At 40.5% G+C, this 24,631-nt stretch carries 22 protein-coding genes and 1 tRNA gene; 10 read left to right on the top strand and 13 right to left on the bottom strand.

The window, feature by feature from the left end; translation table 11 throughout:
- Positions 1–81: 81 nt before the first annotated feature.
- A complete protein-coding gene (locus H6G79_RS09895; RefSeq protein ID WP_190589185.1) occupies positions 82–2,637 on the bottom strand; it encodes a proteasome protein in 2,556 nt (851 codons plus the stop codon).
- 1,037 nt (positions 2,638–3,674) lie between these two features.
- On the opposite strand from H6G79_RS09895, the gene H6G79_RS09900 reads away from it, so the two are divergent.
- Entirely contained in the window at positions 3,675–5,468 is a 1,794-nt protein-coding gene (locus H6G79_RS09900; RefSeq protein WP_313933904.1) for an ATP-binding protein, read from the top strand.
- A 140-nt stretch (positions 5,469–5,608) separates the two neighbouring features.
- On the opposite strand, the gene H6G79_RS09905 is transcribed toward H6G79_RS09900, so the two are convergent.
- Positions 5,609–6,034 (bottom strand): VOC family protein, encoded by a 426-nt coding sequence (locus tag H6G79_RS09905; RefSeq protein ID WP_190589184.1) that lies wholly within the window; start codon positions 6,032–6,034, stop codon positions 5,609–5,611.
- Positions 6,035–6,091: 57 nt separating this feature from the next.
- Between H6G79_RS09905 and H6G79_RS09910 the strand changes: the two genes are divergently transcribed.
- Positions 6,092–6,265, top strand: a complete 174-nt coding sequence (locus H6G79_RS09910) for a hypothetical protein (RefSeq protein WP_190589182.1) — start codon at positions 6,092–6,094, stop codon at positions 6,263–6,265.
- Here the strand turns inward: H6G79_RS09910 and H6G79_RS09915 are convergent.
- The 3 genes from H6G79_RS09915 to hisF form a co-directional block, all read right to left on the bottom strand.
- Positions 6,257–6,329, bottom strand: a tRNA-Ala gene (locus tag H6G79_RS09915). The genes H6G79_RS09910 and H6G79_RS09915 overlap by 9 nt on opposite strands.
- A gap of 104 nt (positions 6,330–6,433) precedes the next feature.
- Positions 6,434–6,625 (bottom strand): hypothetical protein, encoded by a 192-nt coding sequence (locus tag H6G79_RS09920; RefSeq protein ID WP_015113328.1) that lies wholly within the window; start codon positions 6,623–6,625, stop codon positions 6,434–6,436.
- A gap of 105 nt (positions 6,626–6,730) precedes the next feature.
- Positions 6,731–7,504, bottom strand: a complete 774-nt coding sequence (gene hisF, locus H6G79_RS09925) for an imidazole glycerol phosphate synthase subunit HisF (protein ID WP_190589180.1) — start codon at positions 7,502–7,504, stop codon at positions 6,731–6,733.
- 157 nt (positions 7,505–7,661) lie between these two features.
- Here hisF and ruvB point away from each other — a divergent pair, with 157 nt between their 5' ends.
- The 3 genes from ruvB (at position 7,662) to H6G79_RS09940 (ending at position 10,919) form a co-directional block, all read left to right on the top strand.
- Positions 7,662–8,762, top strand: a complete 1,101-nt coding sequence (ruvB, locus tag H6G79_RS09930) for a Holliday junction branch migration DNA helicase RuvB (RefSeq protein ID WP_190589178.1) — start codon at positions 7,662–7,664, stop codon at positions 8,760–8,762.
- 83 nt (positions 8,763–8,845) lie between these two features.
- Positions 8,846–9,700 carry an Rpn family recombination-promoting nuclease/putative transposase gene (locus H6G79_RS09935; RefSeq protein ID WP_190589176.1) on the top strand — a complete coding sequence of 285 codons (855 nt, stop codon included), beginning with the start codon at positions 8,846–8,848 and terminating at the stop codon, positions 9,698–9,700.
- Positions 9,701–10,112: 412 nt separating this feature from the next.
- Complete coding sequence (locus H6G79_RS09940) at positions 10,113–10,919, top strand: tetratricopeptide repeat protein (protein WP_190589175.1); 807 nt, start codon at positions 10,113–10,115, stop codon at positions 10,917–10,919.
- Positions 10,920–10,929: 10 nt separating this feature from the next.
- Here H6G79_RS09940 and H6G79_RS09945 read toward each other — a convergent pair whose 3' ends face one another.
- The gene (locus H6G79_RS09945; protein WP_190589173.1) at positions 10,930–12,234 is read right to left on the bottom strand and encodes a phthiocerol/phthiodiolone dimycocerosyl transferase family protein; all 1,305 of its coding nucleotides are present in this window, start codon (positions 12,232–12,234) and stop codon (positions 10,930–10,932) included.
- Positions 12,235–12,328: 94 nt separating this feature from the next.
- Positions 12,329–13,120: a TIGR01548 family HAD-type hydrolase gene (locus H6G79_RS09950; RefSeq protein WP_190589171.1), complete on the bottom strand. Its 792-nt coding sequence runs from the start codon at positions 13,118–13,120 to the stop codon at positions 12,329–12,331.
- 247 nt (positions 13,121–13,367) lie between these two features.
- Between H6G79_RS09950 and H6G79_RS09955 the strand changes: the two genes are divergently transcribed.
- The gene (locus H6G79_RS09955; protein ID WP_015113334.1) at positions 13,368–13,667 is read left to right on the top strand and encodes a 30S ribosomal protein PSRP-3; all 300 of its coding nucleotides are present in this window, start codon (positions 13,368–13,370) and stop codon (positions 13,665–13,667) included.
- 607 nt (positions 13,668–14,274) lie between these two features.
- On the opposite strand, the gene H6G79_RS09960 is transcribed toward H6G79_RS09955, so the two are convergent.
- Together H6G79_RS09960 and H6G79_RS09970 are read right to left on the bottom strand one after the other, a co-directional pair.
- Complete coding sequence (locus H6G79_RS09960; protein WP_190589169.1) at positions 14,275–14,880, bottom strand: DUF4360 domain-containing protein; 606 nt, start codon at positions 14,878–14,880, stop codon at positions 14,275–14,277.
- Between the two features lie 955 nt (positions 14,881–15,835).
- Positions 15,836–17,512 carry a DUF1565 domain-containing protein gene (locus tag H6G79_RS09970; RefSeq protein WP_190589167.1) on the bottom strand — a complete coding sequence of 559 codons (1,677 nt, stop codon included), beginning with the start codon at positions 17,510–17,512 and terminating at the stop codon, positions 15,836–15,838.
- Positions 17,513–17,854: 342 nt separating this feature from the next.
- Between H6G79_RS09970 and H6G79_RS09975 the strand changes: the two genes are divergently transcribed.
- A complete protein-coding gene (locus H6G79_RS09975) occupies positions 17,855–17,995 on the top strand; it encodes a hypothetical protein (protein WP_190589165.1) in 141 nt (46 codons plus the stop codon).
- Positions 17,996–18,254: 259 nt separating this feature from the next.
- Here H6G79_RS09975 and H6G79_RS09980 read toward each other — a convergent pair whose 3' ends face one another.
- Positions 18,255–18,392 (bottom strand): hypothetical protein, encoded by a 138-nt coding sequence (locus H6G79_RS09980; protein ID WP_190589163.1) that lies wholly within the window; start codon positions 18,390–18,392, stop codon positions 18,255–18,257.
- Between the two features lie 337 nt (positions 18,393–18,729).
- Here H6G79_RS09980 and H6G79_RS09985 point away from each other — a divergent pair, with 337 nt between their 5' ends.
- Positions 18,730–19,935 (top strand): histidine kinase, encoded by a 1,206-nt coding sequence (locus H6G79_RS09985; RefSeq protein WP_190589161.1) that lies wholly within the window; start codon positions 18,730–18,732, stop codon positions 19,933–19,935.
- Positions 19,936–20,076: 141 nt separating this feature from the next.
- On the opposite strand, the gene H6G79_RS09990 is transcribed toward H6G79_RS09985, so the two are convergent.
- A complete protein-coding gene (locus H6G79_RS09990; protein ID WP_190589159.1) occupies positions 20,077–21,879 on the bottom strand; it encodes a serine/threonine-protein kinase in 1,803 nt (600 codons plus the stop codon).
- Positions 21,880–22,054: 175 nt separating this feature from the next.
- Between H6G79_RS09990 and H6G79_RS09995 the strand changes: the two genes are divergently transcribed.
- Both H6G79_RS09995 and H6G79_RS10000 read left to right on the top strand, forming a co-directional pair.
- A complete protein-coding gene (locus tag H6G79_RS09995; RefSeq protein WP_190589157.1) occupies positions 22,055–22,465 on the top strand; it encodes a XisH family protein in 411 nt (136 codons plus the stop codon).
- Positions 22,456–22,803: a XisI protein gene (locus H6G79_RS10000; RefSeq protein ID WP_190589155.1), complete on the top strand. Its 348-nt coding sequence runs from the start codon at positions 22,456–22,458 to the stop codon at positions 22,801–22,803. The genes H6G79_RS09995 and H6G79_RS10000 overlap by 10 nt, the downstream gene beginning before the upstream one ends.
- 112 nt (positions 22,804–22,915) lie before the next feature.
- Here the strand turns inward: H6G79_RS10000 and H6G79_RS10005 are convergent, their stop codons facing one another.
- Together H6G79_RS10005 and H6G79_RS10010 are read right to left on the bottom strand one after the other, a co-directional pair.
- Positions 22,916–23,341, bottom strand: a complete 426-nt coding sequence (locus H6G79_RS10005) for a hypothetical protein (RefSeq protein WP_190589153.1) — start codon at positions 23,339–23,341, stop codon at positions 22,916–22,918.
- Between the two features lie 117 nt (positions 23,342–23,458).
- The gene (locus H6G79_RS10010) at positions 23,459–23,662 is read right to left on the bottom strand and encodes a hypothetical protein (protein ID WP_190589151.1); all 204 of its coding nucleotides are present in this window, start codon (positions 23,660–23,662) and stop codon (positions 23,459–23,461) included.
- Between the last annotated feature and the right edge of the window lie 969 nt (positions 23,663–24,631).

Genomic DNA, 24,631 nt, shown 5'->3' on the forward strand with positions numbered 1-24,631 from the left:
GACACGAAGGAAGGAAGGAAGGAAGGAAGGAAGGAAGGAAGGAAAGAAGGAAAAGAAGATATGAACTAGGAAATAAATTATCTAGTAACCAGGAATATCTAAATCAGAAGTGGTGGCGATTTCTGCGAGAATATTTAACCAAGTGGGAATAGCAAGTTTTGGTGGTGAGTCGCCAGCAGCAAGGTATCTCAGCAATGCTTCCTTTTTGGAAATATTTTGCAGTGTGGGAATAATTTGGTCTAAAATGCCTTCGATTTCTGAGTTGACTTGTTGGTTGACTTCACTGACATACTGCACTAAATGTAAACTGGCACTGGCAGTAATTTCATCACGCAAACGTAATACTAACATTTGATGATGGCTGGCTCTGGGTGAATTTTGATTTCGTTCGGGAGACCAATCAAATATTTGACCAATATTGTGTTTTTCGTCTTGGCGTGCAAGAGGAAATATCAATTCGGGGGCAATTTCTTTGTCTTTACTATTCAGTTCTGCGAGAATAGCTTCTTTCCATTGGTTGGGGTCGCAGCCTAACAGTAATTTATAAAATAAGTCGGCTTCTTCTCCTCCAAAACCAATTTCGATTTCTTGTTCCATTTCTGGTGAGAGAAGAGATTTGAGATAGTCCCGTGCTTCGGCTACTTGATTGGAGAGTTTATTTAATAAATCTACCACTGCTTGCCGAATGCGATCGCGGGCAAATATCTCGACTTCCTGCACAGTTTTTTCAAAGGTGGGGTAGAAATCATCGCTTTTAGTTGGCAAAGCATGATTAGTTCTATTTCCTCTTTCAAATAACTTACCGGCTGCACCTTTGCTTTCGGCGATAGTAATAGCACCGTTGTTGGCTTTGTTAAATAACAAAGTCCACTGGTTCCAGTTGACAATTTTAAAGGTGAGTTCGTCTTTCACTACTTCACTCACGACAGTTCCGCGACGGTCTTTGAGTGGTTCTTTGCCTAATTCTTTTTGGAAATTCCGATAGGTTTTATCTAAACTATCAATGGCATGACGCAAATCAATTAATGTGGGACTATCGAGTGTTGGTATGCCTTGTTCGTGAATTTCGGCGATGATATTTTTCAGGTTTTCTTGTTGTTGACGGAGACTTTCAGCCGCGCGACGGGTGTCTTCATACAGTTGCTTGAGTCCGTGCATAGCAACGTGATTTTGAATTAACTCTCGCAGTTTGGCAATACCCCCATCTTGAGCAAAGTAACCTAATTGTCTCCCCAGTTGACTACGTGCATCCGACTCTAGTAGTCTCTCGCTGAGGCGAGTCCATTTTTGCTGCAACCGTTTCGAGGTTTCCAGGTAATTGGGATAATCTAAGTTAGATAAAAATTCTGGCGAACCAGCTTTGACACTACTGGAACGTTTGGCTAATTCCGCTAGTCCCAATAAGGGCGATAACAACACAATGCGGTCTTTTTGAGTGGTGAATGCACTCGCGCCATCAATGGTTGTTTGCAGAACTCTGAGTTTTTTGAGAACAGCATCCTCAGATAAAGGTGTGTTGGCGGTGTTCTCAGCAATGAATTGGTCGAGTTCTCGTTCGCCGCCTTCACTTTCTAGGGGTAGTTGGTCAAAACGACCGACACCAACCAAAATCAAATCTTTCAGGTCTTGTCCTGGACGCTGTTGCTGCATCATGGTGAAAATTTTGTGAGCGCGATCGCTCCCCGGCGATTTACCATTGAGCAAGATTAAAATTGTCTGGACTTCCGCCAACTCCCGCAGCGATAAAAATGTATCCCTCGCGCCGGAGTTCGCCGCACCCAAACCCGGAAAATCTAACAAAATAAATTCGGAAGCGTCTGTCACATCCCAAATTTCCCGCGAAATTTTCACTTCAATATCAACGCGGCGAATTAAGGGGAAGCTATTTTGTAATAACTTTGATGCTAATTTATGCGGTGGACTGGGTAAGCGGATATGCGCTGGCGGTAAGTCTGTAAACCGGAAAGTTTGGATAGCCATTGGCTGTTCTGGCAGCTGTAAACCTTCCTGGGCTGTGGCATGATCAATTTGATAGCGTCCACCACACATCGCCTCACCATAGGAAGCGTAAGCACGCACAAATAACACCAACTCCCGCAGCAAATAGCGCAACTCTAAATTATTACTTTGGTTCCACGCTTGCTCACACCAAGCCAGAATTTCTTTACCAGAATTTAACTGCGCCAGTTGTACAGGTACAAGTCCGGCGGCGGCGGAACGGCGACTCGCTTCTGCTAACATAAACCGCAAACACTCTTTCACCCCTTCATGAGAAAGATACTCCACCGTAAAATTCCCGACTTGGGTGGTCGCAAATTCATCTTGGGCGACGAGGTGAATGGCTGTAACATTCCCCGTAGTTGGGTTTTCGTTGACTGGTAAAGCATCGGCATAGCCAATTAAACTGCCCAAAAGTAAGGTTTTACCACTACTAAATTCTCCCATCACGCCAATTTTGACTGGTGAGGTGGCCAGTTCTATGGTTTTTTCCGCAGTTTCTCTGAGACGCGCCAGACATTCATCCAAACTCGCGGGAACCCAGTCTTCTTGTTGAGAAGGATACTGCGGGACAGAGTTAATTTTTTGCAGTATAAATTCACCGTATTCTTTAAAATATGCAAGTCTTTCTAGTTCCATAGAATAGTTACCGTTAAAAATAAAATTTATGTGAGTTTTATAACATAAAAGTTGATAGCAGATGTTATGTTGTCTCGGATTTTAGTTAGTCATATCTGATTGATGTCAACACAAGTAAATTTGGAAATCAAACGGGATGCTGATTATTGATTGGGAATTGGGTAGCATTTAGGTATATGGCGTTTTCCGATTGAGTGCGGTACAAGTTGATAGGGGATAGAGGCTAGAGGCTAGATTGATTGATGTACCTCATTGGAATAAAAAACGCTCTAAGGTTTCTCAAGCAAATAGATATTTATTCTATGTAAAAATTCAATTCCAGTAATTTTTAACCAAAATTTAACTTTTTGACCTAGATTCTCAAATGTATGAGTCTGGATGCACAACTTTGCACTCTAGTAAAATCACTTTTTGATAATTTTTGTGTTTTAAAGAATTATGGCAAAAATCAAGGAGGGATTAAGCACTACTGATAAATTAGCAATTTTTGGTATAAAATACTTTCAGTAAGTGGATAAAAATATTATTTCTAAAAATTAAATTTAGGGAGTGGGGTTAAGATATAGACTAAATTAACGGCAGTTTCATAGCAGGTGATTTTGATGTGACTGCGGAGAAAAATCCATGTATTATAGGAAACTTGTATATTGATGTAGTTAAAAGTCACCCATTGTAATTATCAATATCAAAAAACTTTAATTTCTGTAAATCTCTGGCATCAAGTATCAGGTATTGTGACTTTTGGCTTATTTTCATACAAATTTCAATTTTAATACTTAAAAGTTTAAGCATAATTGATTTTGCAGCCCAAAAATTATGATAGATTTTATTTACTCAAAATACTATTTAATCCACTTGATGACCATTCTTCAGATAGATGTTTTACTGGGGTGATAGTTAATAACATAAATATCGGCTAGAGTTGATGGTTTCAGTGCAGTCTATAAAATTATAAAATCATTATTTTCTCGAAAACTAAATATATTTTTTGACAAGTTTCCTATAATATAAGTCTCCTCATAACTAGGCAGGTAAAAGTGTTCTCTGAAAGGGTGCAGAAGTTAAATAATAAAGATGAAAGCGCGAAAGTCGTGCAGAAGCGCAGTCAAAAAAATGCAAGCGATCGCAAGTTAATTAATATAGCACGCCCAGCCGCTAATCATGAGCTAGAAGGGACAATGGTAAGTCAGCCAACTTACCAAATGCAGGCAATTTTGCCAAAGCTGGCGGATGTCTACTTTCGTATTGATCCCCAAGGCATTATCTTAGAATATCAAGCAAATAAACCTTATAATTTTCTCAATCAAACTAATATAGCTCCAGGTAAGCAATTATTCGAGTGCATCCCAACATCTATTGCTATTCGTTTTCATCAAGCCATCAATCAAGTCCGGCAAACTCAATCGGTAGTTAGTTTTGCATATAGTTTGCATGTAGGCAACAATAAAGCTCATTGTGAAGCTCAATTGTTGCCAGTAGAATCAACCGAAATTATTGTGTTGTTGCGCGATATTACTCACATAGTCCAAGAAGCTTTTTTAGAGTGTGGTGATCATTTTCAGACTATTGTAGAAAATGCCAACAACATTATTTCTGCGGTTACCCCTGATGGTTTATTTTCTTATGTGTCGCCTAACTGGAGTGAAATTTTAGGGCATGAGGTGTCAGAAGTTGAAGGTCAGCCCTTTGCCTCTTTTGTACATCTCGAAGATTTATCAACTTGTACAGATTATTTCACCAAAGCTTTAATCACAGGTGAACAGCAAGATACGATTGAATATCGCGTCAAACATAAAAATGGCACATGGCGGTGGCACAGTTGCTACTTATCAGCCATCAAAGATACTACTGGTAGTATTATTTACTTTGTTGGTATTTGTCACGATATCACAGTCCGCAAACATGAAGAAATTCGCAGACAGAGGATAGAAAAAGCTTTAAGAAAATCAGAAGCCAAGTTTCGCACTAAAACTCAGCAGTTAGAAGAGACACTGCAAGAACTAAAACAAGCCCAGTCTCAACTCATTCAATCAGAAAAAATGTCGAGTTTGGGACAATTGGTGGCGGGTATTGCCCATGAAATCAATAACCCGGTGAATTTTATTTATGGCAATGTGAAATATGCCAATGATTATGTACAGGATTTATTTCATTTAATTGAACTTTATCAACAGCACTTTGTCCCCCGGACACCAGAAGCTCACCAAGAAATTAATACCATTGATTTAGATTTTATTCGCTATGATTTGCCTAAAGTTCTCGACTCGATGAATATTGGAGCCGAGCGTATTCGCCAGATTGTTTTATCTTTACGCAACTTCTCAAGAGTTGACGAAGAAGGCATGAAATTGGTGAATATTCACGAAGGGATTGATAATGCCTTGTTACTGTTGCAAAATCGCTTGAAATCCCAACCAGAATCTACGGGAATTGAAGTGATTAAAGAGTATGGTGATTTGCCACAGGTCATGTGTCATCCTGGACAGATGAATCAGGTATTTATGAGCCTGTTAACCAATGCCATTGATGCTTTAGCAGAAGTTGCCATAACTCACCCACAAATTCAAATTCGTACCCAATTGCAAGCAAGCGATCGCATCAAAATTAGTATTACCGATAATGGCCCCGGAATCAATGCCAAAATCCGCGATCGCATCTTTGACCCCTTCTTTACCACTAAACCTGTAGGGAAAGGTACCGGGATGGGTTTATCTATTAGCTACCAAATTATCGTGAAAAAACACCGTGGGGAATTATATTGTGTTTCCACACCAGGCGGAGGAACTGAGTTTGTCATTAGCATACCCACAAAAGTAATAGAAGAAGCTTAAATGTAAGCATTCAGAACTCAGTAGTCAGAATTTAAGAGTAATGAGCGCATAATTAATCTATTTCTTGAGAAGAATATAACTAAGGTTTAGGTGATGGGTCGCAATTAACTCCCAGGATTTATCATAGCGATCGCTCATCCTTATTCTTGTTGTTGTGCTTGGGTAATTGTAAAATTAACTTCCTGACCATAAGCAACCTCAAGTTGATAACCATCAGGATCACAAATAAACGCCCAGTAACCCACAGGCGCACCATAATCATGCGGCCCTTCTTGCAATAAACCTTCTGATTTTGCTTGCTGACACAGATAATCTACTTCCTCACGGCTTTTACAAGCTACGCCAATATGAAAGCCCGATGATGGTTGGCATTGTGACTTATCTAATTGCAGTAGCACAATTACAAATGGTCGAGTTAAATCACTAATCCAAGCAACTTCAAAATTATTAGTTTCATCAGTGCGGCGATGCACCACTTTCATACCAGCATACTTCTGATAAAAAGCAATGCTTTGATTGATGTCGGTTACTCCCAGTGCAATATGAGTCAAGCCAATATCTGCCATAAGTGATTCCCTGAACGCATCAAAAATCTCTTTGATTCTCCAGAATATCTAAAAAAGGTGGACTGGATAGACGCTATTCGTCAAGCACCTAACAAGGTGGCTCGTAGAGATGCGAATGTAGCGACACCAGATAATTGGATTCATTTCTTCTTGCAGTTTAAAACTGGTTTCAACTCTGGACAAGAATTCTTTAAAACTGACAATAATAATTTAATGTACACATGGAGCTAAGCGGGTTCGAACCGCTGACCTCTGCAATGCCATTGCAGCGCTCTACCAACTGAGCTATAACCCCGTAAAGCCATTTTTTATTATGGCTGAATAATTTATCTTTTGTCAAGTCTGATGAATTATCTATATTAAATGGTTGTAAAAACCTAATCTAATACATCGTAATTTCTACGAGACTTGTAACAAGTAGGTCATACAGTGACCCATAAGAAAGTAAACTACTAACATCGCCGCCGCAGCTAGAGCTACTAATGTACCAGCCAGCATGAGCGAGAATTCTTTGTTTTCATAGGCTTTTTCCATTAAATGTAGTGACCATGCCACCAGTGCTACATCAAATAATAAAATAGGAATCAACATATTTCTTAATATTTATTAATACTTATAAATCAATATTAACATCGATTTTCAGAAGTGTAGTTAATTTCGGTGGCAGGTAGTGGGATTTTAATGTTATCTTTGGCGTTAAGAGTACAAACGTACTGGTATGGAGCGATCGCGCAAATAATGTTTAATTTCTGAAACGCTTAATTGCCCATAGTGTAGTAACGAAGCTAACAATGCAGCTTCGGCTTTGCCTTCAGTTACAGCTTGATAGATATGTTCACAATTGCCTGCTCCACCGGAGGCAATAACTGGAATTTGTACTAATTGAGCGATCGCTTTGGTTAACTCTAAGTCGTAACCGGCTTGAGTCCCATCTGCGTCCATACTTGTAACTAACAGTTCTCCTGCACCACGTTGTTCAACTTCGACCGCCCATTTAAGGGCATCTAAACCCGTGTTTTCCCTGCCGCCACGCACATACACATCCCAGCCGGGATTTTGGGGGTCTACTCTGCGTCTGGCATCAATGGCAACAACTATGCACTGATTACCAAAGCGATCGCTTGCCCGATTGATCAAGTCTGGGTCACGTACTGCCGCAGAGTTAATACTAACCTTGTCTGCTCCGGCTCGTAACAAAGCTTTAACATTTTCTAAGGTTTGAATGCCACCGCCTACAGTGAGTGGAATAAAGACCTGTTCAGCAGTCCGGTAAACAACATCCAGAATTATGCCTCGGTCTTCATGAGTCGCTGTAATATCCAGAAACACTAACTCATCTGCCCCAGCATCGTTGTAAACCTTCGCCAACTCCACAGGATCACCGGCATCTTTGAGATCAACAAAGTTAACTCCTTTTACAACCCGTCCCGCCTTCACATCCAAGCAAGGTAAGATTCTTTTAGACAACATAGTAAATTCTTAACTCCTTCTTTCATTGCCCGGAATTTAAATTTTAAATTGGTACGTGTATTCCCAAACCAAAATTTTCGCATCTGAGGTTTATTCTCAAGGATTGCGATATTGATGGCACTCAATCATTCCTCAAGTCAAAATTAATAGCTGAATTATGGCGATAATCTCCTCAAAAAAACAGCCTCCAGAACCCAATAAAAAACCCAAGGAGCAACAAGAATCAGTCAAAGCATCTGCCGAAGAAAAAATTTTGCAACCCGAAGCCGTGTTGGACGAGCAAGGTAAGCAAGAAGAGAGTATCAGGCCGCAGCGATTTGCCGATTATATTGGGCAGAAAGATTTAAAGGATGTGCTAGAAATTGCCATCAAAGCCGCAAAATCACGAGGGGAAGTGCTGGATCACTTGTTGTTATACGGCCCACCAGGTTTGGGTAAAACGACAATGGCAATGATTTTAGCATCAGAAATGGGGGTCAACTATAAAATTACGAGTGCGCCAGCGTTAGAACGCCCTAGAGATATTGTTGGGTTATTAGTTAACCTAAAACCCGGCGATATCATCTTCATCGACGAAATTCATCGTCTTTCGCGGATGACTGAGGAAATTCTCTATCCAGCTATGGAGGATTATCGCTTAGATATTACCATTGGCAAGGGTACCAGCGCCCGGATTAGAAGTTTGCCTTTGGCGAAGTTTACCTTGGTGGGAGCGACAACCCGCGTGGGTGCTTTGACTTCACCATTACGCGATCGCTTTGGCTTGGTGCAGAAGTTACGCTTTTATGAAGTAGAGGAACTGAGCCAAATCGTTCTCCGCAGTTCGCAGCTACTACAAACCAACGTTACACCTGATGGTGCAACAGAAATTGCCCGTCGTTCACGAGGTACACCGCGTATTGCGAATAGATTACTCAAGCGAGTACGTGATTTCGCGGAAGTGAAAAAACAGCCAGAAATTACCGAAAGTGTCGCCGCAGAAGCACTACATCTATTCCAAGTAGACCCATGCGGCTTAGATTGGACAGACAGGAAAATGCTCAGTGTGATTATTGAGCAGTTTAATGGTGGCCCAGTGGGTTTAGAAACTATCGCCGCCGCCACAGGTGAAGATCCGCAAACCATTGAAGAAGTTTACGAACCTTATCTGATGCAGATTGGTTATTTAAGCCGCACACCACGCGGTCGGATTGCAACTAAAGCTGCATATAAGCACATGAATTTTACGCCACCGAATGAGCAGTTATCTCTTTTGTGAAGGGAGAAAGTGCGATCGCCATTACGCTGTGGGGGATGTGGGATGATGCGATCGCAGACTAAAACAAACACATAGAATGGTTCATGCGCCGAGACTCAATCTTTTACAAACTATTTCAACAATCCCCTAGTTTATTATTTGAACTATTGACAAATATCCCAAACAATGCAGGAGCGTATCGGTTTGATTCGGTAGCTGTCAAAGAACCGAAATTTGACATCGATGGCGTATTTCTGCCTCCAGACAATGAAGGTGCTGGGGTTGTATATTTCTGTGAAGTACAATTTCAAAGAGACGAACAGCTTTATGAAAGGGTATTTGCAGAATCCTCGTTATATTTCTACCGCAATCGTCCCAGGTTCAGCGATTGGCAGGCTGTAATTATCTATCCATCGCGCAGTATTGAACAGAGTGATATTTATCCTCATCGTACCCTGCTAAATGGAGAACAAGTTCATCGGGTGTATTTAGACGAGTTAGGCGACATTCGTCAATTACCTTTATGGGTAGCGTTGATGGTACTGACCACAGTAGAACCAGAACAAGCACCAACAGAAGCCAGGTATTTGTTAACCAGAGCTAGTCAAGAAACATCCGAAAGGGCAAGCCGCGCCATAATAGAGATGATAACGACGATCATGGTGTACAAATTTGAAATCTTAAGTCGAGCCGAGGTAGAGTCGATGTTAGGAATAACGCTCCAAGAAACAAGAGTTTACCGTGAAATCAAAGAAGAAGGACGTGAGGAAGGACGAACAGAAGAAGCTGTTAGCTTGATTATCCGAATTTTAACTAAGCGGTTTGGCGAGTTATCAGAGGAAATGTGTTTGTCAATTTCTTCTTTACCTTTACCTGTTCTGGAAGATTTGAGCGAAGCACTGTTAGATTTTGGTAGCCTTGCGGATGTGCAGGTTTGGTTAGAAGCGGTGGGAAAATAAACTAAAGGACTTACGCACTAAGATTGTATGTAGAAATTGGGTTTAGGGGTGTGAGGGTGTAAGGGTGTTGGATACATCAACCCTTGTGTACACCCTTAATTTTTTGTTTTTATGCTTACAAGTCGACGTAAATAAAAAGACCACACTTCGACTGCGCGGTAGTTGAATCTCGACACTTCTCCTACCGGAGACGCTACGCGAACGACAAGTTCAGTGCATCGCTTCGCTCGATTACCGCGAAGCCGAAACTCAGTGACCATCTGTAATTGCTAAAAAGCTCGTGGTATAAATATTCTTTCTTTTGCCTTTTGACCTTTTACTTTTGCCTTGTTTTACTAGCTTGCTGTCTAAGACAGTTTTCGCCATGATAAATTGTGGAATCTCCACCGCAGATAGACACAGGTAAACCCAGATGATTAAGTTAATTAGTGTTGTTCTTTGTGTGTTACTTGTGTTTGGCTGGGGTCAACCAGTCATGGCACAATCCCAACAACCCAACTTCACACCAGAAGAACTACAACAAGGAGATGAGTGGGCAAATCAAGCGTTTGCAGCGACAAATAAGGGTGACTTTGCCACGGCTGAAAAATACTGGACAAAGATTATTGAGAAATTTCCCACCAATGCGGGTGCGTGGAGTAATCGCGGAAATTCGCGGGTGAGTCAAAATAAGCTGCAAGAGGCATTAGCAGACTACAACAAAGCTGTAGAATTGGCTCCGAATGTGACAGATCCTTATTTAAATCGGGGTACAGCTTTAGAAGGTTTGGGAAAATGGGATCAGGCGATCGCAGATTACAACCACGTTTTAGAATTAGATCCTAAAGATGCAATGGCCTATAACAATCGCGGCAATGCCAAAGCAGGTTTAGGAAAATGGGACGATGCGATCGCAGATTATAAAAAGTCTACCGAAGTCGCCCCGAATTTTGCCTTTGCTCGTGCTAACTATGCGATCGCTTTATATGAAACTGGTCAAATAGAGCAAGCAATCCGCGAAATGCGAAATATTGCCCGGAAATATCCCAAATTTGCTGATGTGCGTGCCGCTTTAACCGCCGCTTACTGGGTAAACGGACAAAAAGGTGAAGCCGAAAGCAACTGGGTAGCCGCTTATGGCTTGGATAACCGTTACAAAGATATCAACTGGGTGAAAAATATCCGCCGATGGCCCCCTAGTATGGTCGCTGCTTTAGATAAGTTCTTGAAACTGGAATAATCAGGGAAGTCTAAAAATCACAAGCATTCTTCAGGCAGACAACTAAATTGTCTGCCAATTCTTCCATCGCATTTTGGCTAATTGCAGGTAGAGAAAATGCAAAGTTTAAATTCATTTTGCTGTCAAAAGTTGCCACAGCCAAAGTCACAACACCACCAAAAACACCCTGTACTGGCAAAAAGCTGATTTGTTCTAATTCCAATTGACCGTAAAATTTAGGAATTTTGACTTTGCCAATATTAGTTACAGAGACACTTGCAGGTGCTTGATTAGGTTTTTTCAGTAAGAATTTGAGTACCTGCTTGTACATCATAATGATGCTGAAGAGATGATCAGAATTTAACCCTGCGATGATAGTTTGTCTGACTTCCCGTGCTAAATCCCAGAAGGTTGTTTTGGTTGTGAGGGGATGAAATGAAGTGATGGACGAAAACAACACACCTAGATTATTTTCACTCACAAGCGATCGCAACCTTTGGCGCAAATCAACATGAGACCAACAATTTAACCAAATATCTTTCCTCTCGTAACCATAAATTTGATTAGCGACTGCAAACATTAACGCTGCACATAACGCGCCTTGTACTGTAGTTTTTTCCTGTCTGCAAAAATTCACTAACTTTTCTGTTAGTTCTTTGTCTAGTTGTCGGTGAACCAACCCACAACAACGAGATTCTATCGGGACACATTGCTCAAAATCTAGAGCTTTTGGTTGATACCATAACTGCTTAAATTGCAAATTTAATAACAAGAAAATGCCTTTGATTTTACCCCACCATCCCTGCATTGATTCTGGTAGCAGTTCTTGAATAGGTGGTAATACAGGTAAACTTTCAACAGAATTGATTAACTCTCCATCTGCGATTTTTTGACAATAAGTTAATATTTCTGAGTGCAGTTGGATGCTAGATAAACCGTCTGAGATAGCGTGGTGCAAGATTGTAATTAGATAATTTACATGATTCTCACTCGGCGATTTAACTAACACACATCTTCCTAAACCTGCATCACTCGCTATTTTTTCGTTCATTTCTGCAATCACAACCTCTTGCCAAGACTGACTATTGAGGCTATTAATGCTACGCAGAGGAATTTGAATTGCTCCTGTTTCAAAGCACAGACGATTTAGAGAATTAACAATTCGCGCATTCAACAGAGGATGACGTAACTGAACAATATCAAGAGCTTTTCTCAGGATTTCTTCATCTAAACACCCAATAATTCGGCTAATTGTCACTACATTAAACGAACCACCAGTCTGATTAACTATTTCCAAAGCCTCCTCAATGGGAGTAAGTAGACGATTGACTGTCATAAATTGAACTATTGGGAATAAAAAGCAGTATGCAGTAAAAAAGCGATCGCTTTCTCAGTTTAAGTATTCCCAATACCAACGAGTTAGTATTTCATCACAACAATAGTTCTGCTATTTTGGCTGGATTTAACTCTTCAACATTACTCACAACTATCGCGGCTCCAGCTTTTTGCAGATTTTCACTGTATGCTTGAGCGCGTGCGGCTGTTTCTTGGACGTGAGGCGGTAACACTCCAACACCAACCCAAGGACGATGCGGCTGCAATTCTCGCGCTTTCGTGACTGTATACATATCAGCCACAGTATCACCCACATAAATAACGGTGGTGTTGCTGGGTTCATGCTCCAACTTCTCAACAGTGGCAAACAACCCTGTCGGATCGGGTTTACCGGGTGCATCTTCCATTGCAATCAACACTGGCGATCGCAAACCCAAGCGTTTTTCTAAAATGAAATTAGCAGAACCACGGGTAGCACCACTAAAAAATCCCCAAGCAATATTAGCTTCAGTCAACTGCTGTAAATAATCTGAACTTAATAATAAAGGTTCATCACAAATATATCCCGTGAAATTATTCGGGTCTGAGCCACGATAACGGGCTTGAAAAAAAGTCACAATAGAGTTGTAGTCTAGCTGTTGTTGTTCTCTTGTCTTTCCTTGAGACTCAAAGTAACGGTAAATTAATTCTTGCGATGCTTCCCAATCGTTATTCCAAACGCCTTCAGACTTGAGTTGGTCAATATCTAACGGTGTGGGACGATATGCAGCGTTAGTAAAATACTCTACAGTATCAGCGATCGCGCGGCGATAAGAACCGCCGACATCGCGCACAACGCCATCAATATCAAAAACGACAATTGCTCGTGCTGAAGCTTGTGCAGTCATGGTTGCGTGGATCACAATTTAAACTTTTCCGATTTTAAATTGGATAAGCATCCTTGAAGAAGAATTCAGAATCAGCCGCATAGAATTTAATTGGAGAATTCTGGCTTCTGAGTCCTGAATTCTTGCGATAATTCCCCACTCCCCATTCCCTACTCCCTGAAAAGTTTGGTCATTCGGCTAGATATTAAGTTACAATAAGCAATCGCAAACTTAGTAAGCTATGCCCGGATGTATCCCGGAGGTGTGATTGACCAAGTTCATTCTAAAAATTCTTTGGTTGGAAGATAACGTTGCCCTAGCAGTTGACCAAGTTGTAGGTAAAGGTACCAGTCCCTTAACAAAGTACTTTTTCTGGCCCAGAAATGATGCTTGGGAAGAGTTAAAAAAGGAACTCGAATCCAAACACTGGATTACTGAGCTAGATCGCGTAGAATTGCTTAACAAAGCAACAGAAGTGATCAACTACTGGCAAGAGGAAGGTCGAAACCGTCCAATGGCAGAAGCTCAGTTGAAGTTCCCAGAAGTTGCTTTTACAGGTAGTGCTTGATACTGCACATTTAACTCCTTTGCTGTTTTACCCGAACAGTGCCAATCTTCCAAAATTTTTATAGGTTAGCATCGCTACCAGTTACCCAACAGCGATTTTTAAAACCGCCACAACCATACCTTGTTAGCTATTCTTTCAGGTAATGTGTGGGCGGTTTTGTCATTTGTATTTAACCAGAACTCATATCAAGTCCACTGCATTCCTGACGACATTATGACTTCAGTATAAAGAAATACGTTTTGGTTAAGCTATCGCTCCACCCAACAAAGTCTTAACTGAAATATATTAAGGTATAAGACAATACCTTTAAAATCAGAAAACTAAATCACCACCAAACCAACAAATAATGACTCTACAAAAAACGAAAGAATGATTTTGGAGGGGGTTTGGGGGACGCAACCGTCCCCCAATCGGGGGCTTGGGGGAGAATCCCCCAAATCTTACTCCTTGTCTGGTAGCTAGAGCAGAAATTAAGCAATCAACCCTCATCACCATTGAGCTATAAGGGTGTGAGGATTTTGAAAACCTACACCCTTACAGAGAAGTCAAAATTCAAAAGTCAGAGAATTTTTGACTTGATTTTCCCCTATCCTCGCTTTCAGCCTATCTAACGACACTGACGATATTTGATGTGATACACCAATCCCCGGTGAGCCAAGTCGAAGGAGTCAACAGTCGCCATACCTGCTCCATTAGCAGTCATCGCTGCATTGACACGCATATTTACACTATCGCCACAGCGTGACCACACATCAGCAACAGTCACTAACTGATCTCGAACGTTGTAGTCAGTTTCGCCACGAAATGTCCGAGATAAAACAGGGCCACGTTGACCAGCAAAAAAGTATTCGGCTCTAAGTCTCCCAGTGGTACTAGGAGCAACATAGCCACGGTAATCAGCATCATAGAGAGAAATTTGGAATCCTTGAGGCACTTTAATTGGAATGCTCAAATTACAACTTTTACGCCTTTCTGATGATTGATTTCCTAAAGCAATAAACTGATCGAAGAGAATACTTAACTCTTGACCATCAGGACTCACATTTACACTAGCAGAACCTTCAGGACAACCATTACCACCATATTCTGCACCCAGAATCTCAACTTTCTCAGCAGCAAAAGCAGGGCCAACAGAAGCTGTAATTAGTACTGCACCTGCAAAAAAAGATTTTGCCAAGTTGATAGATGTTTTCCTGATATTTTGAATGTTCATAACTCACCTCAGTTGAGTAATTAGAAATTATTAGGAACTAGATTTGTGATTGTAATTTTCGGTAAATATTTTCCATAAAATCTGTGATCACCATCTCTATTCCTGAAAAATTGCAATACAAAATTCATGGCAGATTTTGAAAAAAATGCCACAAAAAATTGCCAAAAGTATTTATAAAAATACTTTCGTGAGTACTCACAAGCTACTATTTATTAGCAGTGTGAATAGCTGTATTGCTTGAATTGCAATACTTATGAGACATCATCTGCAAATCTAAAAGCAGTAATTTAAGACTATGAGTTTTACTTCTAGCCTCATATCTGCTGTCTCCGCAGAAGACTGTCAATTGAATTTCAGAGTTCCATTTATCTGTGGTGATACCAAAACCCTAATATTTATCAATTGGTATCTTGCTTGGCTTATATACATCGACTATATTTCTTTACTGTTAGTTCCCAACAATTTTCATCGTCAGGCAACAATTTTCATTACTTAATAATTTGGAATATGGATGAGTTCGGTTTGCTTTCTAAATTTACTTGTGTAGTTAGAGAGTAGGAAAAAAGCCTTATCTAAGTTCACTGATTTTTCCCAAATCAAATATTAGTTCTATATAACTTCAGGACTTACGTAAGTGTCGCAATTGGTGGTTAGTGCGTGACGCTATAAATCTGATGACTACGTTAAAATCTTCTCGTTGCGTCACACACCCTACAGAAAAAATATGCTAGTTGCGTAAGTCCTAAACTTATAGAAAAAAATGATAGTATGTAAATTAATTTACTAAATATACACTGATTGTTGTATAACTCACTTCATTAAAATCATGCCTTAGAAATGATTACTGTTAATAATGTAGTCATAAAAATTGCTATTTTTATTGATAAATTACGTAATAAAAGGGTGTAGGTGTTCAAAACCCTTACACCCTTACACCCAGTTTCAACAGAGCATTTTACTGAGCTGTCACCAAGTAAGGCGAGGTTATTGGTTGAGCGCGTCCAGCATTAACGAGGGCTTGGTAGACAAAAGCTGCTACTTCGGCTCTGGTTGCTTGCCGATTAGGCTCAAGCTGTTTAACGGTAGGATAGTTAATTACTAATTGGCGGACAGTGGCTGCTGCAACTGGGCCGGTTGCATAATTAGGAATTTGCGCCGCATCATTGTAGAAATTCAGCACGTTTTGATTATTGGCGGTTAAGCCTAAACCATTGGCTAGGGCTACTAGTGCTTGTACTCTGGGAATTTGTTGCTGTGGTTTAAATGTACCATCAGGGTAGCCTGAAACAAATTGGCTTTGATAAGCGGATCTAATTGCAGCGAAAGCCCAAAAATTGCTAGGAACGTCTTGAAAGGTGATGGCGCTACGTTTAGCGGTGGGATTTAAAGCTTTAGTAATAATTGTGGCAAACTGGGCGCGAGTTACAGGGTCATTGGGTTTAAATGTGCCATCTGGGAACCCAGCAATAATATTTTGTGCGGCTAAAGCTTCAATGTAGCTTTTTGCCCAAAAATTGCTCGGTACATCTTTAAAGGCCACAGCGCCGCCTGTTGATGGTTCGACTGTAGCTGCTACAAAGTCTACTTGACCAAAGATTTTTTTCTGATCAACATCATTACCAACAGCCACAATGGTGTTAGTTTTTGTGGCGTTGTTTACGTCATAACGAGTATTACCACGAATCAGATTACCACCAGGATTTTCGTTTGTACCCAAGTCTGGTTGAGCAGTGGTAATGGCGACTACACCATCTCGCTTATTACTTTGAATGACATTCTTGCGGAGTACGGGTTTAGCGGAGTCGGAGATAAATAGACCATCTTGGTTTTGAATGATTTGGTTTCCTTCTACTAAAGTTGTGGAAGTTCCACCGATCGCTAAACCAAAACCTGTATCCTGAAATAAGTTATTTCTGACTACACCCTGAGCGGCTCTGGCAATAGAAACCCCATTACCTTTGTTCTGCACAAAGATATTGCCTTCAATTCTGGGATTTCCTGTACCCGTGACAAATACGCCTTCTCGACCATTAGCGGTAAAAGTGCTGTTTTGGATCGTGGGGTTAGTAGATTCTACCCAAATACCTGTACCGCGTTGAGTCGGGTTAGTCACGGTGACACCTGCGATCGCGCTGTTGTTGTCAGCTAAAATGGTAATTTCTTGTCTCGCAAATGTGCGGCTGGTGTAATAGCCTGCTCCAGTAATAATTATCCCTTGACCTTTGCTGGCTTCGTCACCTTGTAACGTCACCCCTGATTTGATTAACAGTGGAAATGTTTCTCCAGTTTCTTGGTTATAGTTTCCTGGCGCAAGTCGAATAATTGTACTTGGTTGAGCTTGGGTGAGTGCAAAGCTAATAGTTTTGTATGGTGCGGCTGCTGTTGCACCTGCACTTGCATTGTCTTGACCTGTTGCTGGGTTGACATAAATTACTTTTGCTGCTGCTGGTGCTTGCGCTATCACACTGGGCGAAGCACCGCCATTTGCTGTCCCTATCAATAATGTCGAACCAGTTGCAGCTAATAATAAAGCTGTCAGTCCGGCTTTTAAGGATAAATTCAATTTCAGGTTTCTTCCAGAAAACGAGTAAATACTTTTGATGGAAGAAAAATGAAAACCTTGATATTTCATTTTTGTGTCTGTAATGTGCTGAATTATAGTTGGCTAAGAAGGGTTAGATGTGACAGCTATCTAGCTGTCCATCCCCAGCAAAACTATAACGGATGACTAGCAAATAATCCCCTATGTTTCGCAATCAGACACGTAAATAAACAATTGTAAAATCGTGAAAATTCCAGATTTGCCAAAGAAAGTTAGTCCTCTTGGCGGTACAGTGCTAGACTAAGGAGTATATCCCCACTAGGGATCACCAAAAAACAAGAATGTTAAGTCAGGTAGAAATTTTCTCTGGTTCTATCAGTGAAAGAGCAGAAAAAGTTTCTTAGCACTACTATCAACAACCTCTTCCTATTTGTGCAAGTAAAAATAACTGCCTTGAGGAGTGCGATCGCATTCATTTATTCTGGTGGCAGCATTCTAGAGAATAACTGGGTATTAGAAGCGAAGCAAATGCTGTTGTTACAAGTGCTGATGTTTTGTGGTGCTGCTTACTAAATCAAAGTTCCCGACTCTACATCACGGTTGCTGCTTTGTGTAAGACCGCAACTTTATACAAGGGTTAAGAACAGCATAAAAATTGCATTTTAAATGATATCCATTCACACTGTTGAGAATGCAATTAGTTTAGTCATCGAGAATTTTGCATAAATCCTGACTAAAAGTTGACAAAAAGCAGTAAATTGGTTTCTGTAGCTTAGTAAATTGCTTAAGTTAAGGGGAAGCTGTTCTGAAAAATCGGCTTGAGTGCTGATAGTTAAGCAAAACTGCTAAAGTTTGGCTGGGAAAATTCATCATTCCCAGATAAATAGCTAGGTATGAACATATCTAGTTCATTGAGAGCCGCCTGAGTGCAAACCACCAAAGCTAACTTGAGTTGTATAAAAGTTTTCACCAATTAACTCTGCTCCTACATTGTGGTAAGACTTGTATACGCACTTATACTTATACCAAGTGGCAAAATGATTGTGACAGATAGATTGCTGAACAGCTTACCAATCAAATCTTCCCCAATCCAAAATCCAAAATGGTATAACAGGTAGGTTGTTGATTGAGCAGCAAGTTAGTTAAAAAGAAAGCAAAAATTGAAAAAAAGGTGTATCTTACATCCAAAACTTAGGGCGGGTAGGAGTATGAAAAATCTAAAATAGATATTAAATTGATAAAAACAACGACCATCGACAACCGTTAGTCAATTTCATCTTCTGCAAAGCGTTGCCAGGTTGTTACCAGTGCTGAAACACGATTACATGCAAGTTTCCCAGGATCAGCCTAATTATTTTGAGGCTCCTCTACAGTTGTTGCTGTTTGTCGATGGCAGACCCCAGTCTCGACAACAGGTACAGCGAATACGCTCTTACTTAAAAGAGTTGCAGGCAGAGTATCACTTTGAAGTCCAAATTATTGATGTCGGTCAACAACCGTATCTAGCCGAACATTTTAAGTTAGTAGCTACGCCAGCGTTGATTAAAATTCATCCAGAACCAAGGCAAGTTCTGGCTGGAAGTAATATTATTGCTCAATTAAAAAACTGGTGGCCGCGTTGGCAAACTGCTGTAGACGCTTATTTAAAATTGCAAGAAGATTTTCAAGAACGTATCGATGAAAATAGTCGGGTATCACCACCCAAATCAACAATTAATTCTGTTGCTGTTTCCGCCGAACTGATTAAACTTTCTGATGAAATCTTTCATTTGAAACAAGAAAAGGAAAAACTTCAGGAGCAATTACAGTTCAAAGACCGAGTCATAGCGATGTTGGCTCATGACTTGCGGAATCCTTTAACGGCGGCAGCGATCGCTATTGAAACACTGCAATCTAATTACAATATAGAATCAGGAAGCTTTCAACGTCTCAAGCCAGCAATGGCCGCCCATTTGTTAAAACAAGCTCGGACTCAAACCAAGTTAATTGACCGCTTAATTGCTGATTTGTTGCAGGTAGGCAGAGGCAGTGATAAAGAGTTTCCAATTATACCGCAAAAAATTGAACTTGGACAACTTTGTTTAGAAGTGTTAGAGGAATTAGGCGATCGCTACACCGCCAAATCCCAAACCCTAGAAACAGATATTCCCTCAGACCTGCCTTGCGTCTATGCCGATCCAGAACGCATTCGCCAAGTCGTCGTCAACCTCTTGGATAATGCTATCAAATATACACCAGTAGGCGGTAAAATTACTGTTGCTGGCTTGCACCGCACCACCCAAAAAGTGCAGTTTAGCGTGGGCGATACTGGCCCTGGTATTCCCGCCGAAAGTCGTGAATTAATTTTTGAGAACCACTTCCGCCTGCAAAGAGATGAAGGTACTGACGGATATGGCATTGGTTTGTGTTTGTGCCAGCGAATTATTCGGGCGCATTACGGTCAAATTTGGGTAGATTCTACACCTAACGGTGGAGCATGGTTTCACTTTACATTGCCTGTTTATCCGTTTTAGGGCTGAGTGTTGAGTGGTATTAGACAAGGGAGAGGGGGGAGACAAGGGAGAAGAAATATAGTTTCCCCCTTGTCCACCTTGTCCACCTTGTCCACCTTATCCCCCTTGTCTCCCTTGTCTCCCTTGTCCCCTTCCCGGATTTTACGAACATTGTTTAGCAGACGATGGGTCGCCAATGGGATGTAAGTCAGCTTCCCAGATGCTGATATAAATAAAATCACAATTCTGGCGGACAACTTGTCCTTTCACAGAACCTAAATTAAAACTGAAATCATCTTTTTGACGCTGCTGGAGTTGTGTGAGTTTTTGCTGAATTTCGGGAGTGACTCGACCGTTTAGCATTCCACTTAAAGTATTTTGCATCACTTGTGGGTCTACAGATTGAGCAAATGCGGCTTCAGTTTGCACCAACCTGCCAGAATTACGGTCGAATAAATAGCCCAAGTCGATTTGATTTGGGACGACTTTGTAAGTGACAGCGCGAGTATCACCCCACAAACCTCTGAAATCCCTTTTGGGTCTGCCGAGAGTTGCTTCTACGGTGCTTCTGTCTGTCCCTGTAGGGAATGCGGGAACGCTTTGACGGCTAGTGGTACTAACTTTTTTTGATTTATTTGGTTTTTCTGGCTCTACCGGGGGTGCTTCTGGTGTGGGACTGGCTGTGGGTTGAGAATCAGTTGTGGTTGGGGAATTGTCAGGTTCTGAATTTACAGGTTGCTCATTGGTGATGACTGGAGATTCTGGAGATTCATTTGGAGAGTTAGAATCTGTTGTGCCATTGTTGGCGGATAAAGTATCTGAATTGATTGGTGGCTGTGGGGAAGTGCTAGGTGTAGACAAAAATGGGGTGGCTGGTGGCTCTTGGGGTTCTGAAGATGAAATTGGAGATGATGGAGAGTCGGAATTGTTGGTGATGGGTGCTTGCGACTGTTGGGGACGGGTTAAGCGAGCTAGTCCTATCCCAGTCATTAAACCAAAGGCGATTAAACCACCAAATATCCAAATTGGTTTTTGAGAATTTTGCGGTGAAATTTTTGGGGGAGGAGAAACAGCTTGGGTTTGTTGAGTTGATGGGAGTTCGGTTGGACGAGGATTGATAGTAGGGGATGGAGGCAGATTAGCTGTAGAGTTTAAAGCATAAAGCATTTTACTAGCCGTACTGTAGCGATCGCTCGCCTGCGGTTTAATTGCCTGATTCAGTACCATTGCTAGTTGGGGTGACACTGGCGGCGCATAATTTTGCCAGAGAATTTCCCCGGTTTGTTGATGTGTGGGTAATTCTGAAGGCTGTTTCCCAGTCAAAAGATAAATCGCTGTTAAACCCAAACTGTAAATATCTGTAGCGTAAACAGGCCGCCCAATTGCTTGTTCACTCGGCATGTATCCTGGTGTACCAATCACCATTGATTGTGTTGGATATCCTGGTCTAACTGCTACTGTGCGGATGGTTTCTTTGACTGCACCAAAATCAATCAACACAGGCTTGCTATCAACAGAGCGCAGAATAATATTATCTGGTTTGATGTCTCGGTGAATGATGCCCTTGCTATGCACATAATCCAACACCGATAGCAGACTCAACAGAATTTCTCGGACTATAGTTTCACTTTGGCATCCTTTTGTTTCGACAACATGAGTTAACGTTGCACCGTGAATCCATTCTTGTACCAGATAAAACAGCCCATTTTCCGAAAAATAAGCATGGAGTCGAGGAATTTGGTCACTACTTTCGCCCAGATACTCTAAGGTGGCTGCTTCCCTTTCAAAACGTTGCTGAATCAAGGCGTAGGTTTGGGGATCATTGGCAATTGGTTTTAATTGCTTAATCACACAGCGACGGCGAGAAGGCATGTGGGTATCTTCTGCCAAAAAGGTTTCCCCAAATCCACCAGCACCGAGTACCTGGATAACTTGATAGCGATTATTCAGCAGAATAGATGTCATGAACAGTTCAATATGTCCGCCATATTTAAATGTACATCACGATGCCAAAACAAATAATGTTCCCTTGTGGGATTGTGAGAGTGTATGTAAAATAAACCTGGGCTGGGATGAATTATGGCTTTACAGCAGCCACAAATTATTTTTGATGGTGCTGTGCTAGGTGCTTTTAACTGCTATGGCAAAAGATAGATTTCATTATATTGTCAGAAACGCTTTAGAAAAAGACGGTTGGAAGATTACTGCTGACCCTTATGAAATTAATGTAGATGATGTAGATTTTGAGATTGATTTAGCAGCAGAACAGCTTTTAGCAGCAGAACAAGAGGGCAGAAAAATAGCAGTGGAGATTAAAAGTTTTCTGAGTCCCTCGAATGTCTCTGATTTTCATACTGCGTTGGGGCAGTTTTTAAACTATCGAGATGCTTTAGATAAAATTGAACCAGAACGCCAACTATATTTGGCAGTTCGTTTACCAATTTATGAAAGTTTTTTTCAACGAAGGTTTATTGCTGTATCTGTTAAAAAATATCAGTTACGACTGATTATTTATGATGTACAAGCTGAGGTGATTTCTCAATGGCTGTAGAACAATATCGCCAATACATCGAACATCTTCTTTCTGAAAGACAACAACGAGCCGCAATTCAACAAAAATTGACTGCCGAAGAGTATGAAGTGCAAACAATTTTTGACGAACGGCAAGACCATTATCAATTACTGTATGTTGGTTGGCGAGGTAATCAACGCGATTTTGGCTGTATTTTACATCTTGATATTAAAGATGGCAAAATTTGGATTCAACATGATGGCACTGAAGAAGGAATTGCCAATCGATTGGTAGAAATGGGAGTACCAAAGCAAGATATTATTTTGGCTTTTCATGAGCCATACATTCGTCAGTTTACTGAGTTTGGTACAACTTAAATTAGAGCGATCGCATTTAAAATCAGGATAATCTCCTGTCTTAGAACAATGGGATATTTCTCTTCCTGGAATTGTCTATGCGATCGCCCTAATTTTTCTTGCTAAAATTTCCCTAACTAATCACTGTTGGTTTATTGCCGTTTTGATTGTTGAGACTGGTAACAATTGTAGGTTGATTAGAATTAGCAGTTAATGACTCGCCGCGACGTTTTTTGTAACGCTGACTTTTTGGAACTCCGCCTGCCATCCCATACTCTACACTGCTTTTGCCGTATCGAGTTGCAACACCAAGTAGCATGTGTTCTGTCATATCTGCCAACTCGCCCTCAGTTTCTAGCATTTCCCGATATAACTTATCTAAATTAGAAAGAGCCGTATTATATAAATTTTCTTTAGTTCGCATTTGCTCTATCAAATTTGAAAAAGCTGGTAAAGAAAGACCATTACCTAAATCTAAATAGGGATCAATAGAATTGATACTAGCGGCGCGACGCACAGCTTTTTCTAATATCTTTGAACTTCTTTTTTTTCGAGCCATAATATACACCTTGAAATACAGTACGGCAAATATTCTTTACCTTAAAAAATATTTATAATCTTCAGCCTGAGAAAATTCCAGCAAATTTACAACGGCTTTTGTTACACTGCAATGTCTTTAATGCTTGCGTGATTTACGAAAATTAGTCAGCAATTTGAAGTTTTGAGCAAGTATTTTGGCATTTTGTTTGCGGAAAACACCAAAATGAGTACACAATTTACTGAAATGAGAAAACACTTTGGCATTTTGAGCAAGTATTTTGGCATTTTGCTTGCGGAAAACACCAAGATGAGTAAGTAATTTGACATTCTCAGTCAACATTTTGCCAAAATCAGAAAGCAATATGCCTTTTTGTCAACTTTTACTCTCAGCACCTCCGTGTCTGTGCGTGAGAGTAAAAAATTTTATTAAAAACACCAGTCATCACAGTACATAGAAGTATATTAAAAAAACATGAGGATTTGATATTTGCTAAATCAAGTACAGCAACGGCTGGCGTTATCCAGTAAACATTGCCCAACAAACACATACAGAAACACAACAAGCAAATCCTACTGCGTCAAAACGCAGATTGGTATGCTTAACAAGAAAATTGATGTATGAGTGTAGCTTTAAAGTCTTATTGAGTTTGTGGAGCGTAGATAATGAGGACACAGCAAAATTGATTGCAAAGATTTTATACCGAAATATTAAAACAAAAAGTAACACCTGCGGCAGCTATACGAAAAGCTCAATTAAAACTCTGACAAGAAATTATTCTATTCCTAATGATTGAGCAGCTTTGATTTTAAGACTTACGCAGACTCTACGATTTCTTGGCGTTCTACCCTGCGGGAAGCCGTTTGCGCGTCTACGATAAATTAAGCTTTTTGGGAATTTTTGCGTAAGTCATGGATTTTACAAGCTGAGTGGAAGTGATATCTAATACAAGGATTTTTTAGAGATAGGTGATAGTATATTTGAGTTTTTGAATTAAAAGTGATTGTCTCTATTGAAGTTAAGAGAAATAGTAATGCTATCCATAAAACTAATATTTAATTTGGGAAAAAATCAATAAACCTAAAATAAAGCTTATTTTTTACTCCTGTACGTGCGGGTTGAGGAAAAATTTTGTTTACCCACAGATTCATTGAGTCAACCCACTCCTACATATTCCTTACTGCCTGATAACACAAGTAAATTCAGAAATAAAATCAGATTTTTATATCTATAGTCGGTTTTTTTTCTTAAAAATTACAAGCTTGCCAATGCCTAAAAGTATAGTGAAGCAGATACAACTTCTTGTGAAAA

It is taken from the genome of Anabaena sp. FACHB-83 (assembly GCF_014697485.1).
Lineage (GTDB): Bacteria > Cyanobacteriota > Cyanobacteriia > Cyanobacteriales > Nostocaceae > Nostoc_B.

Bases quoted from the DNA above. Each gene is read 5' to 3' on its own strand.
- H6G79_RS09920 (WP_015113328.1), bottom strand. From the start codon at position 6,625: ATGTTGATTCCTATTTTATTATTTGATGTAGCACTGGTGGCATGGTCA.
- H6G79_RS09940 (WP_190589175.1), top strand. From the start codon at position 10,113: ATGATTAAGTTAATTAGTGTTGTTCTTTGTGTGTTACTTGTGTTTGGC.
- H6G79_RS09950 (WP_190589171.1), bottom strand. From the start codon at position 13,120: ATGACTGCACAAGCTTCAGCACGAGCAATTGTCGTTTTTGATATTGAT.
- H6G79_RS10005 (WP_190589153.1), bottom strand. From the start codon at position 23,341: ATGGCTCGAAAAAAAAGAAGTTCAAAGATATTAGAAAAAGCTGTGCGT.
- H6G79_RS10000 (WP_190589155.1), top strand. From the start codon at position 22,456: ATGGCTGTAGAACAATATCGCCAATACATCGAACATCTTCTTTCTGAA.
- H6G79_RS09935 (WP_190589176.1), top strand. From the start codon at position 8,846: ATGCGCCGAGACTCAATCTTTTACAAACTATTTCAACAATCCCCTAGT.
- ruvB (WP_190589178.1), top strand. From the start codon at position 7,662: ATGGCGATAATCTCCTCAAAAAAACAGCCTCCAGAACCCAATAAAAAA.
- H6G79_RS09895 (WP_190589185.1), bottom strand. From the start codon at position 2,637: ATGGAACTAGAAAGACTTGCATATTTTAAAGAATACGGTGAATTTATA.
- H6G79_RS10010 (WP_190589151.1), bottom strand. From the start codon at position 23,662: ATGTTGACTGAGAATGTCAAATTACTTACTCATCTTGGTGTTTTCCGC.
- H6G79_RS09990 (WP_190589159.1), bottom strand. From the start codon at position 21,879: ATGACATCTATTCTGCTGAATAATCGCTATCAAGTTATCCAGGTACTC.
- H6G79_RS09905 (WP_190589184.1), bottom strand. From the start codon at position 6,034: ATGGCAGATATTGGCTTGACTCATATTGCACTGGGAGTAACCGACATC.
- hisF (WP_190589180.1), bottom strand. From the start codon at position 7,504: ATGTTGTCTAAAAGAATCTTACCTTGCTTGGATGTGAAGGCGGGACGG.
- H6G79_RS09995 (WP_190589157.1), top strand. From the start codon at position 22,055: ATGGCAAAAGATAGATTTCATTATATTGTCAGAAACGCTTTAGAAAAA.
- H6G79_RS09970 (WP_190589167.1), bottom strand. From the start codon at position 17,512: ATGAAATATCAAGGTTTTCATTTTTCTTCCATCAAAAGTATTTACTCG.
- H6G79_RS09960 (WP_190589169.1), bottom strand. From the start codon at position 14,880: ATGAACATTCAAAATATCAGGAAAACATCTATCAACTTGGCAAAATCT.
- H6G79_RS09945 (WP_190589173.1), bottom strand. From the start codon at position 12,234: ATGACAGTCAATCGTCTACTTACTCCCATTGAGGAGGCTTTGGAAATA.